This window comes from Pantoea sp. QMID4 (genome assembly GCF_030270445.1).
Lineage (GTDB): Bacteria > Pseudomonadota > Gammaproteobacteria > Enterobacterales > Enterobacteriaceae > Pantoea > Pantoea vagans.
The window spans coordinates 23186-39022 of the sequence record NZ_BSXL01000003.1 but is presented as its reverse complement, the minus strand read 5'-3'; the positions used below and the strand labels follow the sequence as shown (position 1 = coordinate 39022).

General features: G+C 58.1%; 23 protein-coding genes. 3 read left to right on the top strand and 20 right to left on the bottom strand.

What is annotated here, in order from left to right:
- Positions 1 to 15: 15 nt before the first annotated feature.
- The 8 genes from QSK07_RS07605 to QSK07_RS07570 form a co-directional block, all read right to left on the bottom strand.
- Positions 16 to 531 carry a phage major tail tube protein gene (locus tag QSK07_RS07605; protein WP_285721268.1) on the bottom strand — a complete coding sequence of 172 codons (516 nt, stop codon included), beginning with the start codon at positions 529 to 531 and terminating at the stop codon, positions 16 to 18.
- Entirely contained in the window at positions 461 to 1669 is a 1209-nt protein-coding gene (locus tag QSK07_RS07600; RefSeq protein ID WP_285721267.1) for a phage tail sheath protein, read from the bottom strand. The genes QSK07_RS07605 and QSK07_RS07600 overlap by 71 nt, the downstream gene beginning before the upstream one ends.
- A gap of 118 nt (positions 1670 to 1787) precedes the next feature.
- Complete coding sequence (locus tag QSK07_RS07595; RefSeq protein ID WP_285721266.1) at positions 1788 to 2180, bottom strand: tail fiber assembly protein; 393 nt, start codon at positions 2178 to 2180, stop codon at positions 1788 to 1790.
- Positions 2180 to 3412, bottom strand: coding sequence for a phage tail protein (locus QSK07_RS07590; protein ID WP_285721265.1), 1233 nt, complete (start codon positions 3410 to 3412; stop codon positions 2180 to 2182). The genes QSK07_RS07595 and QSK07_RS07590 overlap by 1 nt, the downstream gene beginning before the upstream one ends.
- Complete coding sequence (locus tag QSK07_RS07585) at positions 3409 to 4020, bottom strand: phage tail protein I (protein ID WP_285721264.1); 612 nt, start codon at positions 4018 to 4020, stop codon at positions 3409 to 3411. The genes QSK07_RS07590 and QSK07_RS07585 overlap by 4 nt, the downstream gene beginning before the upstream one ends.
- A complete protein-coding gene (locus QSK07_RS07580; RefSeq protein WP_285721263.1) occupies positions 4017 to 4931 on the bottom strand; it encodes a baseplate J/gp47 family protein in 915 nt (304 codons plus the stop codon). The genes QSK07_RS07585 and QSK07_RS07580 overlap by 4 nt, the downstream gene beginning before the upstream one ends.
- A complete protein-coding gene (locus tag QSK07_RS07575) occupies positions 4918 to 5274 on the bottom strand; it encodes a GPW/gp25 family protein (protein WP_285721262.1) in 357 nt (118 codons plus the stop codon). The genes QSK07_RS07580 and QSK07_RS07575 overlap by 14 nt, the downstream gene beginning before the upstream one ends.
- Positions 5271 to 5849 (bottom strand): phage baseplate assembly protein V, encoded by a 579-nt coding sequence (locus tag QSK07_RS07570; protein ID WP_285721261.1) that lies wholly within the window; start codon positions 5847 to 5849, stop codon positions 5271 to 5273. Before QSK07_RS07570 ends, QSK07_RS07575 begins: the two co-directional genes overlap by 4 nt.
- Before the next feature lie 88 nt (positions 5850 to 5937).
- Here QSK07_RS07570 and QSK07_RS07565 point away from each other — a divergent pair, with 88 nt between their 5' ends.
- Positions 5938 to 6894, top strand: coding sequence for a hypothetical protein (locus QSK07_RS07565; protein ID WP_285721260.1), 957 nt, complete (start codon positions 5938 to 5940; stop codon positions 6892 to 6894).
- Positions 6895 to 6909: 15 nt separating this feature from the next.
- Here the strand turns inward: QSK07_RS07565 and QSK07_RS07560 are convergent, their stop codons facing one another.
- The 12 genes from QSK07_RS07560 to QSK07_RS07505 form a co-directional block, all read right to left on the bottom strand.
- The gene (locus QSK07_RS07560) at positions 6910 to 7356 is read right to left on the bottom strand and encodes a phage virion morphogenesis protein (protein WP_285721259.1); all 447 of its coding nucleotides are present in this window, start codon (positions 7354 to 7356) and stop codon (positions 6910 to 6912) included.
- Entirely contained in the window at positions 7349 to 7780 is a 432-nt protein-coding gene (locus QSK07_RS07555; RefSeq protein ID WP_285721258.1) for a phage tail protein, read from the bottom strand. The genes QSK07_RS07560 and QSK07_RS07555 overlap by 8 nt, the downstream gene beginning before the upstream one ends.
- The gene (lysC, locus tag QSK07_RS07550; RefSeq protein WP_285721257.1) at positions 7743 to 7982 is read right to left on the bottom strand and encodes an Rz1-like lysis system protein LysC; all 240 of its coding nucleotides are present in this window, start codon (positions 7980 to 7982) and stop codon (positions 7743 to 7745) included. Before lysC ends, QSK07_RS07555 begins: the two co-directional genes overlap by 38 nt.
- Positions 7876 to 8304 (bottom strand): Rz-like lysis system protein LysB, encoded by a 429-nt coding sequence (gene lysB, locus QSK07_RS07545; protein WP_285721256.1) that lies wholly within the window; start codon positions 8302 to 8304, stop codon positions 7876 to 7878. Before lysB ends, lysC begins: the two co-directional genes overlap by 107 nt.
- A complete protein-coding gene (locus QSK07_RS07540) occupies positions 8301 to 8675 on the bottom strand; it encodes a DNZ54_00345 family protein (RefSeq protein ID WP_285721255.1) in 375 nt (124 codons plus the stop codon). Before QSK07_RS07540 ends, lysB begins: the two co-directional genes overlap by 4 nt.
- A 1-nt stretch (position 8676) precedes the next feature.
- Positions 8677 to 9186 carry a lysozyme gene (locus QSK07_RS07535; RefSeq protein WP_060680978.1) on the bottom strand — a complete coding sequence of 170 codons (510 nt, stop codon included), beginning with the start codon at positions 9184 to 9186 and terminating at the stop codon, positions 8677 to 8679.
- A complete protein-coding gene (locus tag QSK07_RS07530; protein WP_060680980.1) occupies positions 9167 to 9379 on the bottom strand; it encodes a phage holin family protein in 213 nt (70 codons plus the stop codon). Before QSK07_RS07530 ends, QSK07_RS07535 begins: the two co-directional genes overlap by 20 nt.
- A 3-nt stretch (positions 9380 to 9382) precedes the next feature.
- Positions 9383 to 9586 (bottom strand): tail protein X, encoded by a 204-nt coding sequence (locus QSK07_RS07525; protein WP_033786650.1) that lies wholly within the window; start codon positions 9584 to 9586, stop codon positions 9383 to 9385.
- Positions 9586 to 10050 (bottom strand): head completion/stabilization protein, encoded by a 465-nt coding sequence (locus QSK07_RS07520; RefSeq protein ID WP_285721254.1) that lies wholly within the window; start codon positions 10048 to 10050, stop codon positions 9586 to 9588. Before QSK07_RS07520 ends, QSK07_RS07525 begins: the two co-directional genes overlap by 1 nt.
- A gap of 99 nt (positions 10051 to 10149) precedes the next feature.
- Entirely contained in the window at positions 10150 to 10794 is a 645-nt protein-coding gene (gene gpM, locus QSK07_RS07515; RefSeq protein WP_285721253.1) for a phage terminase small subunit, read from the bottom strand.
- 3 nt (positions 10795 to 10797) lie between these two features.
- Entirely contained in the window at positions 10798 to 11994 is a 1197-nt protein-coding gene (locus QSK07_RS07510; RefSeq protein WP_285721252.1) for a phage major capsid protein, P2 family, read from the bottom strand.
- A 44-nt stretch (positions 11995 to 12038) separates the two neighbouring features.
- Positions 12039 to 12896 carry a GPO family capsid scaffolding protein gene (locus QSK07_RS07505; protein ID WP_285721251.1) on the bottom strand — a complete coding sequence of 286 codons (858 nt, stop codon included), beginning with the start codon at positions 12894 to 12896 and terminating at the stop codon, positions 12039 to 12041.
- Between the two features lie 142 nt (positions 12897 to 13038).
- Between QSK07_RS07505 and QSK07_RS07500 the strand changes: the two genes are divergently transcribed.
- On the top strand, positions 13039 to 14805 hold the full coding sequence (locus tag QSK07_RS07500) for a terminase ATPase subunit family protein (protein ID WP_285721250.1): 1767 nt from the start codon (positions 13039 to 13041) through the stop codon (positions 14803 to 14805).
- A complete protein-coding gene (locus tag QSK07_RS07495) occupies positions 14805 to 15836 on the top strand; it encodes a phage portal protein (protein WP_285721249.1) in 1032 nt (343 codons plus the stop codon). Before QSK07_RS07500 ends, QSK07_RS07495 begins: the two co-directional genes overlap by 1 nt.
- Position 15837: the final 1 nt, after the last annotated feature.

Here is a 15837-nt window from a genome sequence, read left to right as displayed (position 1 = left end):
GGCCTGCCGTTGTGATTACAGGCCCAGCGCGTTGCGGTGCGCTTCCATCAGGTCCTTACCATCCACGATGTGGATCATGTTCACGATGTCGATCTCGTAAACCACTTCGCCGTTAATGGTCAGCTTTGCGTAGCTGTTGGTTGCGGACACTTTGGTGGTGCTGGATTCACCGGTTTTCCATTCGCCGGAGTCCAGCTCCTTATAGCGTCCGCGCGTGACCAGCTCTACCGCCTGCACTTCGCCGGTATCGTCGCGCTGAATGGCGCCGGTAAAGCGCAGCTGGATGCCGTCCACGGTTTCGGTGCCAAGCTGCTTAAACAGCAGCGCTTCAGTGCCGCCTACGGTGAACTCCGTATCCAGCGCACCATCATCCAGGCCCATGTCGATGTCCACCGCACCGGCCATGCCACCGCCGCGATATTTTTCTAACTTACGGGTGACTTTCGGCAGCGTCACGGACTCAACCAGCCCCTGCCAGTTGTTGCCTGCGTTGAACACATTCAGGTGCTTGAGTTTGCGGGGTAATGCCATCTTTCAGTCTCCTTATGCGCTGGCGCAGCAGCAGGTTTTCCAGTGGCGGCACCGGCGTGTAGTCGTAATCGATCAGCAGCTTGCCCGCCTTGAGCGTGTCTTTATCGTTCACGCTCTCGTCCAGCCAGCAGTCCGCGCCAATCAGATAGCCCTGATTCACCAGGCTGCGCAGCTTCGCGCGGATGCTTTCGATGATGTCACGGGCCAGTGACGGGTTCAGCGCGCCGTCAACCGACCACATCTGCGCTTCTGCCATCGTGTCCATGAGCACCTGCGCCGTGCGGGTGTAACACTCAAACTGAAAGAGCGCGTCATCACTAAGGCAGCGGGAACCCCAGAAGCGGAAGCCGTCTTTACGGATCAGCGTGGTCACGTCGTTCTGGTTCAGCAGGCCCGCATCAGTGGCCGGATCCTGCAGGTCCCAGAAGACGTCTTTTGAAATGCCGGTGACGCCGTTTACACCAACGTTTGACAGGGATTTATGCCAGCCGGTCTGCTCGTCGATTTTGGCACGCAGGCCCAGCGCGCGGGCGGTAGCGTAGGCCGTTGCGTCAGCCTTCAGCACGGTGTCAAAACTGATGAAGTCAGGCCAGATCAGCATCCCTTCGCGCTGGCTGAAGTTGCTGCGGTAGGCAATCGCCTCTTCAACGCTTTTGCAGCCATACGCGGACAGGTAGGCAAAGCCGCGCAGACTCTGCGCCACGCCCAGCAGTTCGGTGGCGACGGCTTTGGTGTCGTGGCCCGGCACGCCGAGAATGCGGGGCTTTACGCCGCAAACGGACTGCGCGGCCAGCAGCGCCTTCATGCCGGTGCGCTGGCCGTCGGTCACGCCGCCGATGATGTTAGCTGTGGTTTCCGCTTCAGTTTCGCCCTGCGGCACGCGCACGACGACGGTGACGGGTTTTGACTGATCGGCGATGGCGTCCAGTGAGCGGGCCAGCGTACCTGATTCCCCGGCCTTGCCGCTGGCGGTGAGTACGTCGGTTAACAGCACCGGGCGGTTAAGCGGGAAGGTGGCCGCGTCGGCGTCGTCGCCGGTGCAGACCAGCCCGACAATCGCGGTACTTACTGTGGTGATGGTTCGGGTGCCCTCGTTGATTTCCTCAACGCGCACGCCGTGGTGATAATCCTGTGCCATGTGGCGGTTCTCCTGTGAAGGGGTTCCGCTATGGTGAAAGGTCGCGGGCGCGGGCGCACCCTGATGGCATTGTGTGGAAAATCACACAATGAAAAAAGGCCCGTTGCGGGCCTGATTGTTACTGCGGTTTTGCGGGCCATTCGATATCCGGTGCCTTACTGGTATCGATGCGGCTCAGTTCCACCCGGTAACGCTTCCATTCTGACAGTCGGGTAGTCTCCTCGTCTGTCGCAATGCTGATATCAACTGCATCCTGCAGCGGCGCTATTGTCCGGTTTGCCACATCCATTTCAGCGGCCAGCCTGCTGCTGGCAATCAGCACCGCGTTCTCAGCTTCTGTAGCCGGGGCGCTAAATACACCGTCGCTATAGTTATAATTAACATCAGGCTTTTCGGGCAGCGCGGTGATATCAACCCATACCAGTGACGGATGATAGAGTTTTTCAGGCTTCACATTCAGCGATACGATTTCAGCAACGCACTGATTTTCAATCCGGGCATAAATTTTCATCAGCTGAATTCCTCAATGTAAATAACGCCGTCCGAGCCGTAGTTGCCGATAAAAGGATCGGCACGGGTAGAGCCGCCACCTCCAGCACCAAAAGTTTTTCCTTTACTGGATGTATTACCGTCCCCGCTTCGCTTGCCGCCACCCCAGTAACTTACACCGCCATCACCAGAACCGCCCCGATAAGGGTTTGTGGTCGTCGAGATAATGCCTGGTGCATCGCTGCCGTCACCGCCCTGAATATTCAAATCACCACCGACAGCTGTTCCGCCCACGCCGCCCGCATCACCTGATGAAGTGTTAACGCCGTTGCCCGCCGTCAGCAGGCCGTTGAATGTGCTGCTTGTTGCTGACAGGGTTTCATCGCTGCCGCGGCCTACCACACCGGGGTAAGTTTTGTCGTCGTCCACGTTCAGCCATGCGATGACCGTTCCGCCTGCGCCACCACCTGCACCACGGCTTGTTAAGTTGCTACCCCATGCGAGATAGCCGTAACCTCTGCCGCCGCCGCCGGTCAGGATAATCCTGATGCGTTTCGTTCCTGCCGTGGGTTTATAGTTGATCGCGCCCGGCGTGGTAAAAATCTGGCGGCCAATAATACGCCCGGAAAACTTTTCTGTTAAACCGAGATTTTTAAGAAGGTCAGCAATCAGCCCGGCGTCTTTGATTTCTGCCAGCGCATTCGCTGTCTGCATGTACTGGTCATGCGGGTTCTTCGCATCGGTATGATTCTTCATTACGTTGTCAGCGTAGGCTTTCACCTCGATCACAGCATCATCAACATATTTACGCGTTGCCAGCACCACGGACGGGTCAATCTTAAGGGTGATGGCGTCGGTGCTGTTAATAATCAGGATCATGCGCACGGTCTGCGTGCGGCCACTGCCTTCCTGCAGTGCAGGTTTGTAGGTTTCCGGCGTGTTACAGACCGCGATCAGCGTGCCGTCGGCATCAAACAACCCCATTTCTCTGATCCAGAATCCGCCCGACGTTTCGGGGATCACCTGTTCGGCAATCATCTGGCTGGCGTTGGCCGGGTCAATGCTCAGCGTATTGATGGCTGCGCGGCGCACCTCGTTAACCAGCTTCGTCTGGCTGGCGTTCGGCGTCGGCAGCGTACCGCCGCCGTCGCCCACGGCCATCTGCGTGATATTCAGTTTTGTACCGAGTGCGGCAGCGTTGGCAATCTTCGCCGCGCCCAGGTTGGTTACGATTGCATAGTATTTTTGTGTCATGGTCCCACTTCCATCAGGTCAATAATGTGAACCGCCGCGCCGCCATAAACTGCACCGCTGACGGAAATAAGTTCCGGGGTATACGGATAAATGGTCAGGTCATCACCGTCGTAACTGGCCGCCGCTATGCGTGTTTCGCCGCTGACCTGCAGATTGATGGACATTCCCAGCAGGTGACGGCTGCAGGGCTTCGCATCGCTGATCAGCCGCTCAAGTTCCTGATAGGTTTCTTCAGTTATGCCCTGGTCCTGCACGCCGATGTCCAGCCGGAACGTGCCCGGCGGCTCGTTAGTTTTCCACCACTCAATAACCCGGATCAGGAAGCCGAACGGCTCAACCACGCGACGGATGGCGCTGATGGTGCCCTTATGCTGATGGATGTAAAACGCATCTCTCACCACCTGCCGCTTGACGCTCTCCGCCCAGCTTTCGTCCCAGCGATCTACCGAAAACGCCCAGGCCAGATAGGGCAGAAAGCCCGCCGGGCAGGTGGCCGGGTTCCATAAATCCCGCAGCGGCACGCTCAGCCCGGAAATGCCGCTGCAGGCTTCTGCCAGGCGGCGCTCCAGCGCAGACGAGCCGGGCGGCAACAGGCTGCTGTTGCTCATGTCACCCCCTGATCGCCCGCCACGGAAATGTCCGTGCCAGTGCAGTAGCCCGCCTGCGTGCGGTCCATGATAATGTCCTGCGCCGGTTCGGTGATTTCCACCCAGTCCACACCGGCCACGCGCATCACCGCCCCGTAGGACTCACGCCGCACGCTGCGGCCCAGCTTTTTCTGCTCGGTCAGGTAATCGGCCAGCTTCGCGTTCGCCGCCTCAAGGCAGGGACCGGCGGCCACGCCGTCGAACAGGTGCAGTCTGGCCTTCACGCTGTAGCTGCGGATGGTCGCCCCCTGAACCGTCACGCGGTCGGCCACCGGGCGCACGCTGTCTGCGTTCAGCGCGGTGTCCACTGTAGTCAGCAAATCCGCTGCCGCCGTTCCGTCGCCCTCACGGCTCAGGACGGTGATCAGCACCGTCGCCGGTGAAGGACTGATGGCGGACACGTCCTGCACCCGGCCATCGGCGCTTTTAGCGTGAAACTCATACGCGCCCGTCGGTCCGGCCACGCTCAGCCCCTCAAACGCCTCCGGCACGCGCACGCGCAGATCATCGTCCGCTTCCATTACTGCATCCACCGGCGGCACCGCGTCGGGGTTTGCAGGGGTAACGGTCAGGCGCTGCACATTATTGCGGGCGGCCATCTGGTCCAGATCGCTGCCGATTGCGTAAGCCACCATCACCGCCTGGGCCGCCTCATTAATGCGCTGGCGCAGCAGAATTTCCCGGTAGACGTTCTCCTGCAGGCTTTTAACAATCGGGTCAGATTCCAGCGCCAGCACGCGGCGCATGGCGGCCTGTTCATCCGCCGGATAAAGCGCAATCAGCGCCTCTTTACGCTCTGCCAGCAGCGATTCAAAGTCCGGCACCTCAATAATCTGCGGTGCGGGCAGCTGGGAAAGATCAATTACCGCCACTGTTCACCCCCGTTGAAACCGTCAGAGAAAGCGGTGAGCCGTCGGCGCGCTGGCCGCTCAGATCAACCTGCATAGAGCCGTCCGCATTGCGTGTGATGTTTACCGAGGCCAGCCGGATGCGTGGCTCCCAGCGGCTCAGTGCGGTATAGGTGGCGGCCATTACCTGCAGTTCGGTGGCTTCGTTCTGCGGCCAGTCAATCATCGCGGACAACATCGAACCGTAACCACGCCGGGCAATGCGGCTGCCTTCCGGTGTGATCAGAATGTCGCGCACGCTCTGGCGGATGTGTTCGATGTCAGTAATGGCTTCGCCGGTGTCGCGGTTCATGCCGAGGTACATCATTGCGGGCCTCCTGACGTATCGGTGCCTTTCTTCACCCCGTCATGTAAGTGCTTATCAGCAATTACGCCGTTTGAACTCATTGAACCGCCGCCGTGGGTCACATCACCGTTCATCGTGGTGTCACCGTTAATACGTGTCTGGCTGGCCTCTATTCCCAGCGCATCGGTGATCAGCTGAATGCCGTCTGCCGCTTCAATGCGCACGCTTCTGATGTTCTTTATCAGCAACTGGCCGGTTTCCGGCTCGTACTGAAACCAGCCGCCGTCCTTAAACACGGTAGTGGTGCCGTTTTCCGAGTAGTCAGGCGGCGGGAAGGCTTCGGAATAGATGGCAGGTAGCGCAAAGGCAGTTTCGAGGTTGCCGCCCAGGCTCAGCAGCACGACCTGCTCCCCCACGGTTGGCTTCCACCATGTGCGTGTATTACCGGCACGCAGTGTGAGCCAGTTAATCCAGTTAGTTTCGAGATCGCCCGTTTTCACCCGGCACAGCCAGTTCACCGGGTCCACTTCGGACACGGTGCCGGTGCGGATCAGGTTGGTGATAAGACGCATGATTTCGGTAAGATTTATGTTCATGCTAATAGATTTGCATGATTATATTTTTCATACACGCTGTGTACTGTGTAAGATGTATGGCACAAATCAAAATGCCTCAGGTTTTTTTATGAAAAGTTACGTATACCAAACTCAGAACGGCCAGGTAGGGTACGCGCAGATCCGAGACGGTAAAATATATTACTACCCTTATGAGCCTAAATCGAATGAGCATGTTGGCGTTCAGGATTGGGAACAATATTTTGCTTTTGAAAGAATTAATTCTGCAAACAATACAATTCCATATCATTACACAGAGCAAGAGTTACATGATGCCTTGGGTGTTTTTTTAAGCAGCAATAGCTTTGGTGGGCCAGTAAAAATAATAAAAACTATAACAGTAAGTGACGCAGGAAGTTACTATGCAAGAATGAATTTCGGCGAGCCTTTGCTGAGTGACACACAGATAGCTACTACTGAAAGGGCGGACGAAACGCTCGCATACGATAACATTATCCAGGAGTTAACTGAGATTTTCAGAACGGTAGAGCCGGAGCAAGGAAATTTCAGTGCTTATGGAAATAGAATTAGAGAGCTTTTAATAATAGCTTGCACTGAGGTTGAGTATCTTTGGAAAGCTTTACTAAAAGCTAATGGCGTTGCAGCTCAAAATAGACATTACACTACTACAGATTATATATGGTGTTTGCCATTACTTAAGCTAAATGATTACGAAGTTTCTTTGCCTTTTTATCCGGGTCTTGGAAATTTCCAGCCATTTTCAAACTGGAATAATAGCAACCCAACCCAGTCTTTAAGTTGGTATCATGCTTATAACAGTGTCAAACATGACAGAGGTAGTACAAAAAACTTAGCAACTCTTGAAGAGTTAATTAATTCAATCGCCGCCATTCACATTCTTCTTGAAAGTCAGTATGGAAAAGAACTGTTCGATTTTCGTATGCAACATACTTTCAGAACGTTATTTTATACTGAAAAAAGGCCGGTCTGGGGAGATAGTGAAATATGCTCGCCAAAACTTACGCGAGAAGGGTTGGAATGGAATAGCGTTAAAATACATCCGTAAGCAAAACAGTAGCGCTTATGCAACAAGCCATTGAAGCAAGTTTTCTCTTATCATGTTTTTTGTATCATTATTCAGGCCTAGCAACGGACGTTCAGCATATTTAACAACCGGGCCGCGACGGCTTACCCGGTCCCGCAGGCCGTAGTGATGGACGCGGGCCAGCTTCTGCACCCCCGGAACAAAGGCAACCTCAGCAGCGTCTGCATTCGCCTGCGCCTTCAGATACTTTGCCGTTTTCAGCTTCGCGAACATGCCGCGACGTATGCGGCCCTTTTTGCTGCGGGCACTGACGCGGCGCGGCTCCCATGCGGTGCCGTCCGGGGAACGCTGCGCGGTGATGTTTGCCTGCTGAATGCGGCGCACATCGCGCGCCACTTCCCGCATCATCTTTTTCCGGGCCGCCGGTTCCAGTTGGGAAAGCAGCGCCGCCAGCCAGGCATCCACTTCATGCAGTTCAGGCACGTTTCACCGCCCAGAATTCCTCCGGCGCGTCCGGCTCCGGCACCGCCTCAATGTGTGCCTTCCCGTCCTCAACCGTCGCTATCACGCGCTCGGTCAGCTTCAGGTCCATGCTGATGTCACAGCGGTCATTCGACAGAATATCCACCTCAAACGAAAACAGCCTTTCGCGCGCCCCGCTGTTCTGCAGCGCGTCGGGCTGGTTTTCCTGCAGCCATAAAAGCACCGGGGCCATCAGCAGGTTCTGATCGCCAGTGAAGTCTGTTATCACCACGTTCAGCGTATAGCGATACTCCCACGACAGGGACGCGGCGGACGTGGCGACCAGCTGGCCGCTGTCCACGAACAGGTGCAGGCGGTCCGGGTTATCGGCCACATACTGGACAGACTTATTCAGGGCGCTGCGTAAGGACTGCGGCTTGTTCATCGTCTTTTTCCTGACATCTGATGATGGTATCTACCTTACCGGCACATGCCGCCCAGGCGGCCTCCGTTTCGTCCAGCAGGGCCAGAAGGTCGCCGTTAGTGCGCGGCGCTGCCGGGTCCAGCTGGCAGCGGGTGATTTTCGGACAGCCACTCACGGTAAGATTCACCTCCTGCGAGGGCCGGTCGCTGCCGCAGCCGGACAACAGGATCAGGCAAAGCGGTATCGCTCCAGCGGCGAAGGTTTTCATTTTCACGTTTCAACTCCTCAATCTTTCGCTGCCGCTCGCGCAGCAGCTGGCCGTTGCGTTCGGCGGCAGCGTAAAGCTGCGCCTGCGCCTGGCTTCTGGTCTGCGTCAGGATGTTCAGGGCGATCAGCTGGCTGTTTTTCTGGCTCAGCTTTTTGCCCTGGCCCGCAATAGTGGTCTGCTGTGTATCAATCCTGCTGTGGGCGCTGCTCAGCCGGTAAGACTGCACCCCGGCAACAAGTAGCAGGATCAGCACGATGGCGGCCAGTGCGCGCGTCATGCTGCGGCCTGCTTAAGCTCAGGCCTGATCATCCAGCGATAAAACAATGCGTTCAGGCTCATGAGCACCGTCAGCTTCCAGCCCGCTGTCCACATCACCACGGCGATAACTAGGCGGTGATACCACCTCAGCGGCACGCGGTCAGCCAGCTGCGCAAACCGCCGCAGCCAGGCAAACGTCCGCTTGCGTTCCCTGCCGGTTAGGGTTGCTGCGCAGAACAGCCCGGAAAAACCGATGAAAGCCCATGCGATGAATTCCGCCCACAACATCGCCGCCAGCGGATAGCCCGCAAAGCTGCCGTGACTGATACTGACCAGCGTCAGCAGGACGGTGAGTAATGCCGTAAACCACCATGTTTTAATCATCTGCATTTCAGACTCCTTTAAGGCACCAGGCCAGCTCACGCCCGCGCCGGTTATCCAGCCCCTGATTGAATACGCCTTTCACGTACACCCAGCGCGGCAGCTGATAACACGCCTCGCGCCACTGGCCCTTTTTTAGCAACGCCACCATCGTGGAGCCGCACACGTTGCCGGTGCCAACGTTGAACGCCAGCGACACCAGCGCGTCATAAACCTGCTGCGGCATAGAGACCGCCACGCAGCGCGCCAGTGCCGCCTCAGTGCGTAACACGTTGGTGATGAAATTCCCCGCCGCCTGCCGTTCCGTGATGGATTTACCCGGCACAACGCCGGACGTGTTGCCGATCCCGTCGGTCCACTTTCCCGCGCTGCACTGGTACGGCTGCAGGCGGCAGCCCTCATAGTCGGCAATCAGCCGCAGCCCTTCCACGGAGGTATGCAGCAGCTGAAAACCGGGCATCGTGGCGGCTAGCGCCAGCACCACGCCAACGGCGCAGCGTTTAACGGTTTGCAGATTCATATTCACTCCGCGTAATGCGCCCGCTTGCCAGAAGCTGATAGGTTTTGTGTTTGTAGTACCAGCTGATAAGCGCCATCAGCAGGCCGATAAGTACACCGGCCACGGTGGACATGTCTTTCAGGTCCATGCCGCCCAGCCACGCCATTACCACCGCAATGCACCAGGTTAAAAAGGTGCTGATTTTTTCCCACATGATTCAGTCCCAAAGCTGGACGGCCTGCACGGTGGCCGTCGCTGTCACGTCCGGCAACTCCACCTCCAGCCCGTGCGGTAAGAGGGGGCCGTGCTCCGCCAGCCCCGGATTTGCCTGCAGCACCTGTTCCGTCATGCCCTGCGTGCGCCCGTAGTGACGCCAGCAGAGTGCGTCCACCGTGTCATACTGCTGCGCACGCACTTTCATCAGATAAGCTCCACGGTGCAGTGCGGCATGTCCTGCACGCGGCTGACAGCCCAGCGCGCATCGCGCCAGAGATCGCCGCTGGCATCACTCAGTTCTTCGCCGCGCTTAACCGCTGTCGCGGTGGCGTCAAAATCCTGATAACGCTCGTTCAGCACCGCGCGGGTCCAGCACCACACCGCGTTCATGTAGTGATGCAGGCGCACGCTCTCACCGGCCAGTTTCTCAGCCGGAACGTCAGCCAGGCCGTTATGACCTGCCAGCTCCTGCCGCTCACGCCACGGGTAAAGCTCCGCGTTAACCTCCGCCATCGCGGTCAGCACCACCTGACGCAGACGCTCCGGCGTCACGGTGCCGTCAACGCGCATGACGCTGCGGAACTTCGCCAGATCAACGTCCGGCCAGAATGAGTTATTGGGGATGATGTCCGGGGTTCCCGTCGCCTTCTGTGGCGCGATAAATTCCATTGCTCTGTTACTCCTGAATAGGTGGGCGGTGGACGGGGTTTTGATGCGGCGCTGCCTGTCGCCACCCCGTGCCGCCCCGCGCGTGGGCACGTCCGGTTATCAGCTGGCGTTACGGATTTTCCGCTCCAGCTGCTCAATGTCTTTTTTAACGCCGCATTTTTCGTCAAGCTGCAGGGCGCGCTTCAGATGGTTCAGCGCGGATGCCGGGCTGCTTTCCGTCAGCACCCAGCCGATGGACTTGTGCAGGCGGGCACGTGACTGATCGGGCATGTCGTGCGCGTCCACAACTTCCAGCGCCTCCAGCAGCAGGGCCGGATCAAAAGGCGTCTTTGCCAGAATGGCGGCCTTTGCCGCGTCGGCAATTTCTTCAGTCAGCACTGTCGCCGTGGTGCGTTGTCCCAGCGGCATCGCCCAGCCGTGCTTCAGTGCGTGGCGGCCAATCGCCAGCGCACCGGCATAATCACCGGCATCAACGCGCCACAGCATCACGTACATGAGCACGTCGTCCTGTTGTGCGCCGTCAGCACTCAGTACGCCCTCAGCCCACGCGGCGTACTTTGGCAGCACCTCCACCTTGATTTCGGCCTTACGGACGTTGGACTGAATGCCCTTGAGGCGGCGGCGGTCTTCGTTCAGTTGCAACAGCATCAGGTCATAGCCCTTTGTGCTGCGGCCACTGCCGCCCGACCGGGCGGCCTCCTGTGCCTGAATAAAGCGCGTATGCGCGCGGAAAGGGTTGGTCACGGGTTACGCTCCGCCTTTGCTGCCATCACCGGCATCACCGGTCTGCGTGGTGTCCGCGCTGGCGGCTGAACTGTCCGCGCCGCTCATGGACTTGACCACGCTGGCCGCCACGGCGGCGATGCGTGCAATTTCCGTTTCGCTCATTTCGCCCGGTTCTTTTTCCGGCTCCTGCTCCAGTAGCTCGATGTTTTCCACCAGGCAGGTGCAGTCGTAGTCCTCGACCACGTAAGCCTCGTTGACCGACTCAAGGTTTTCGATGCGGTCACGTTTCGGGTTGTCGATGATGGAGCGGCGGCGCGTCTCTTCCTGCCAGTAGATGGACAGGTTATCCAGGCGGGTGATCAGCAGCGCATTCGCCGGGAAGTACGGCGCGCGCACGGCCTGCAGGCCGCCGATGCGCTTCTGGCTGATGATCAGATCAGCGGCCAGCGCTTCGGTGTTGGGCTGGCTCTGATTGACCAGCGGGAAATACTTGTCAGCCAGCAGCTGGCGTCCGCAGATCACTACCAGTTCGGTGTCGTCCTGATACTGCACGCCGATTTTTTCCGATACCGCACCCATCACCACAGCGTCCAGGTTACGGAACAGGCCGTTTTTACCCACGGTGATTTTGTCCGACACCACCTTGCCGTCGTCACCGATATGCTGACCGAGCACCTGCGCCGGTTTTTCCTGGCGGATTTTTTCCAGCCAGCCGATGTTCACATCCTGCAGCAGCGGGTTCTGCACGCGGTTGGAGGTTTTTTCACGCTTCAGGCCGTTGAAGCCGATCATGATGCGGTCCAGCGCCTGACGCTTCACGATGGCGTCACGGATGCGCACCTGGAAATCGCTGAACTTCGCCCACATGTCCAGCTTTGAATAAGGCAGCGCCGTGTCAAAGTTGGTCTGGGTGCATTTGTAGCCGTCGCCGTCGATGTAGGTCGGATCGGTCGGCTCGCGCTCTTTCTGGGTGGTGTCGGTTGTGCCTGCAATGGTGGTACCGATCCCCAGCCCCAGCCGGTCGCCGCTCTGCTCACTGACCGGCATGATGTTGATGGCCTGCAGGAACGCGGACGACTCCTGAATTTTGCTTTCCAGCGTCTGCGACACGGACGGCTCAATGGTGAATTTGCTGTTCAGCGCGGACAGGTCAATCTTGTTGATTTCTGCCAGCACCGACATGTAAGCATTCAGCTTAAAACGGGTAGTATTTTTCATCGCTTTGCTTTCTCTGTTCGTTAAAAAGGTTTGCCGCCGCTGTATCAGCAGTCGGTGCGCACTTCGCCGCCGCTGCCGTTACCCTGCGTGCGCGGGCGGACCTGCTGGCGGCCATCTTCCCGGCTCAGCTGCTGCTGCAGTTCGGTGAAGTCCGCCTGCAGCTGTTCGCGCTTCAGCACTTCCTCACCCAGCGCACTGCTGAAATGTGATTTCAGGCTGTCGGCCTGTTCGCTCAGCGCCGTTTCAATGCGCGCGCTCAGGTCCTGCTGCTCCGTGGCAATCAGCTCAACGGCCTGATGCACGTCGCTGAAGCGGGCCGCGTCGGTCTGCTGGTGCTTGCTGAACATCGCCTTGATGCGGGTAAACAGCGCGGGCTTTACGTCGGCCACGTCCTCAAACTCGATCAGGGTTTCTTCAGCGGCAGAGAAAACGTTGTCAGGATGCTGCTTGCGGTTTGCCAGCGGGTTCGCTCCGGCGCTGGCGCTGAACTGCAGCATTTCCGTGCCGAGGCTGGCCGGATCGTCGGTCACGGCCAGGCCAATCAGATAGGCCGCGCCGGTGTCCGCGAACTCCGGGCGGATTTCCATAGAGGTAAAGATTTTCTGCATGGTGCCGGTCAGCGTGACCAGCTCATCCGTCGGGTTAATCACGGCATATAGCCCCAGCTTGCCTTTCAGCGGGCCGTCACTGATTTCTTCGGCGTCCAGCGATTCCACTACGCCAAAGCGGCGAAACGGGCTGTCAGGCGTATAGCCCTTGATGTGCTCCATGTTGATCACGGCGGTGTACAGCTCAGGGCTGTAATTTGCCGCCATCTGTTCAAGCCAGCTGCGCTCGATGGTGCGCCCGTCCGTGGTGGCACCTTCCACCCCGATACGAAAACGCTTTGCTTTCTTTGCCATTGTCCAGGCTCCGGTCAGTAAAACTCTGTGAGGCCCTATGGTTGCGGCGGCAGGGGTATCGAAACAACGCGCGGACGTTGTGCGGGAAACCACACAATGCGGGATGGCGGAAAAGGCGGCGGCGGGGCCGTATTTTGGCTGCATGAACATGACACCCGCCCCCGACGACCTCGATCCCCGAAGGCAGGCTTTACTGCTGTACTTTCAGGGATACCGCATCGCCCGCATTGCTGAAATGCTGGGAGAGAAACCCGCAACCGTTCACAGCTGGAAAAAACGCGATAAGTGGGGCGACTATGGCCCGCTGGATCAGATGCAGCTGACCACCGCCGCACGCTACTGCCAGCTCATCATGAAGGAGCAGAAGGAAGGGAAGGACTTTAAGGAAATCGACCTGCTGGCGCGCCAGTCAGAGCGTCACGCCCGGATCGGTAAATTCAGCAACGGTGGCAATGAAGCGGACCTCAATCCGAACGTGGAGAACCGGAACAAAGGCCCGCGTAAGCCACCTGAAAAGAATCTGTTCAGCGACGAGCAGATTGAGAAGCTGCAGGAGGTTTTCCACGGCTCGATGTTCGGCTATCAGCGCCAGTGGTGGGAAGCCGGAAATAAATATTCGGTCCGGAACCTGCTGAAGTCGCGCCAGATTGGTGCGACCTTCTTTTTTGCCCGCGAGGCGCTGATCGATGCGCTGACCACCGGCCGCAATCAGATTTTCCTGTCAGCCAGTAAGGCGCAGGCGCACGTCTTCAAGCAGTACATTATTGAGTTTGCCCGCGAGGTGGACGTAGACCTGAAGGGCGATCCGATGACGCTCAGCAACGGCGCGTGTCTGTACTTCTTAGGCACCAACGCCCGCACCGCGCAGAGCTATCACGGCAATCTGTACCTGGATGAATATTTCTGGATCCCGAAGTTTCAGGAACTGCAGAAAGTGGCGTCCGGCATGGCGCTGCACAAGAAGTGGCGCGAAACCTACTTTTCCACCCCGTCCAGCCTCACGCACAGCGCCTATCCGTTCTGGTCCGGTTCGCAGTTCAACAAGGGCCGGACCAAAGCGGAAAAAGTTGATATCGACCTCAGCCATCAGTCACTGGCCGCCGGTCGCCTCTGCGAAGACGGCCAGTTTCGCCAGATTGTCACGGTTGAAGATGCGGTGCGCGGCGGCTGTGACCTGTTTGACCTGGAGCAGCTGCGCACGCGCTACAGCCCGGAGGATTACCAGAACCTGCTGATGTGCGTCTTTATGGACGATCTGGCGTCGGTGTTCCAGCTGGCCATGCTGCAGAAGTGCATGGTGGACAGCTGGGAAGTCTGGACCGACTTTGAGGCGCTGGCGCTACGGCCGTTCGGCTGGAAAGAGGTATGGATCGGCTATGACCCGGCGAAGGGAACGCAGAACGGCGACAGCGCCGGGTGTGTGGTCATGGCACCACCCGCCGTGCCGGGCGGTAAGTTCCGCATCCTTGAGTGCCACCAGTGGCGCGGGATGGACTTCCGGGCGCAGGCTGACGCCATCAGGACGCTGACGCAGCAGTATAACGTCACCTATATCGGCATCGACTCCACCGGTGTCGGGCTGGGTGTGTATGAGAACGTCAAAGCATTTTTCCCGCAGGTGAAGGAGTTTGTCTATAACCCGAACGTGAAGAACGCCCTGGTGCTGAAGGCTTACGACACCATCGCCAGCGGGCGGCTGGAGTTTGACGCCAGCCACCTCGACATCGCGCAGTCGTTTATGTCTATCCGCAAGGCCACCACGGCCAGCGGCAACCGTCCGACCTATGAAACCAGCCGCAGCGAAGAAGTCAGCCACGGCGATTTAGCCTGGGCGACCATGCACGCGCTGGCAAACGAGCCGCTGCAGGGACAGGCGGCACACACGCAGAACATTGTGGAGATTTATTAATGAGCAAACGCAGGAACCGCACCCGCACGCAGCCCGTGCCGCAGCCGGAAAACATGACCAGCGGGGCAGCGTCGGAGGCGTTTACCTTTGGCGACCCGATCCCGGTGCTGGACCGCCGCGAACTGCTGGACTACGTGGAGTGCGTAATCAATGATCGCTGGTATGAACCGCCGGTAAGCGTAGACGGGCTGGCGCGCACGTTCCGCGCCGCCGTGCATCACAGCTCACCCATCAGCGTAAAGTGTAATATTCTGGCGAGTACCTTTATCCCGCACCGGCTGCTGAGCCAGCAGGCGTTCAGCCGCTTTGCGCTTGATTACCTGATTTTCGGCAATGCCTACCTGGAGAAGCGGACCAGCCGCCTCGGTAACGCGCTGAAGCTGGAGCCATCGCTGGCGAAGTTCACCCGTCGCGGTCTGGACCTGGACACCTACTGGTATGCGCACTACGGCATTAACACGGAGCCGTATGAGTTTGCGAAGGACAGCGTGTTTCACCTGATGGAGCCGGACATCAATCAGGAGATTTACGGCCTGCCGGGCTACCTGTCGGCTATCCCGTCGGCGCTGCTGAACGAGTCCGCCACCCTGTTCCGTCGTAAGTATTACCTTAACGGCAGTCATGCCGGTTTCATCATGTACATGACCGACCCGGCGCAGAGTCAGCAGGACGTGGACAATATCCGCGGTGCCATGAAAAGCGCAAAGGGCCCTGGCAACTTCCGCAACCTGTTTATGTACAGCCCGAACGGGAAAAAGGATGGCATCCAGATTATCCCGCTGTCAGAGGTGGCGGCGAAGGATGAGTTTCTGAACATCAAGAACGTGAGCCGCGACGACATGCTGGCCGTGCATCGCGTACCGCCGCAGCTGATGGGGATTATCCCCAGCAACACGGGCGGGTTTGGAGACGTTGAAAAGGCCAGCAAAGTGTTTGTGCGTAATGAACTTATGCCATTGCAGAGACGCTTTGAGGAATTGAATGAGTGGGTGGGCGAGAGGATTATAAGGTTTGAAACGTACACCCTTTAAT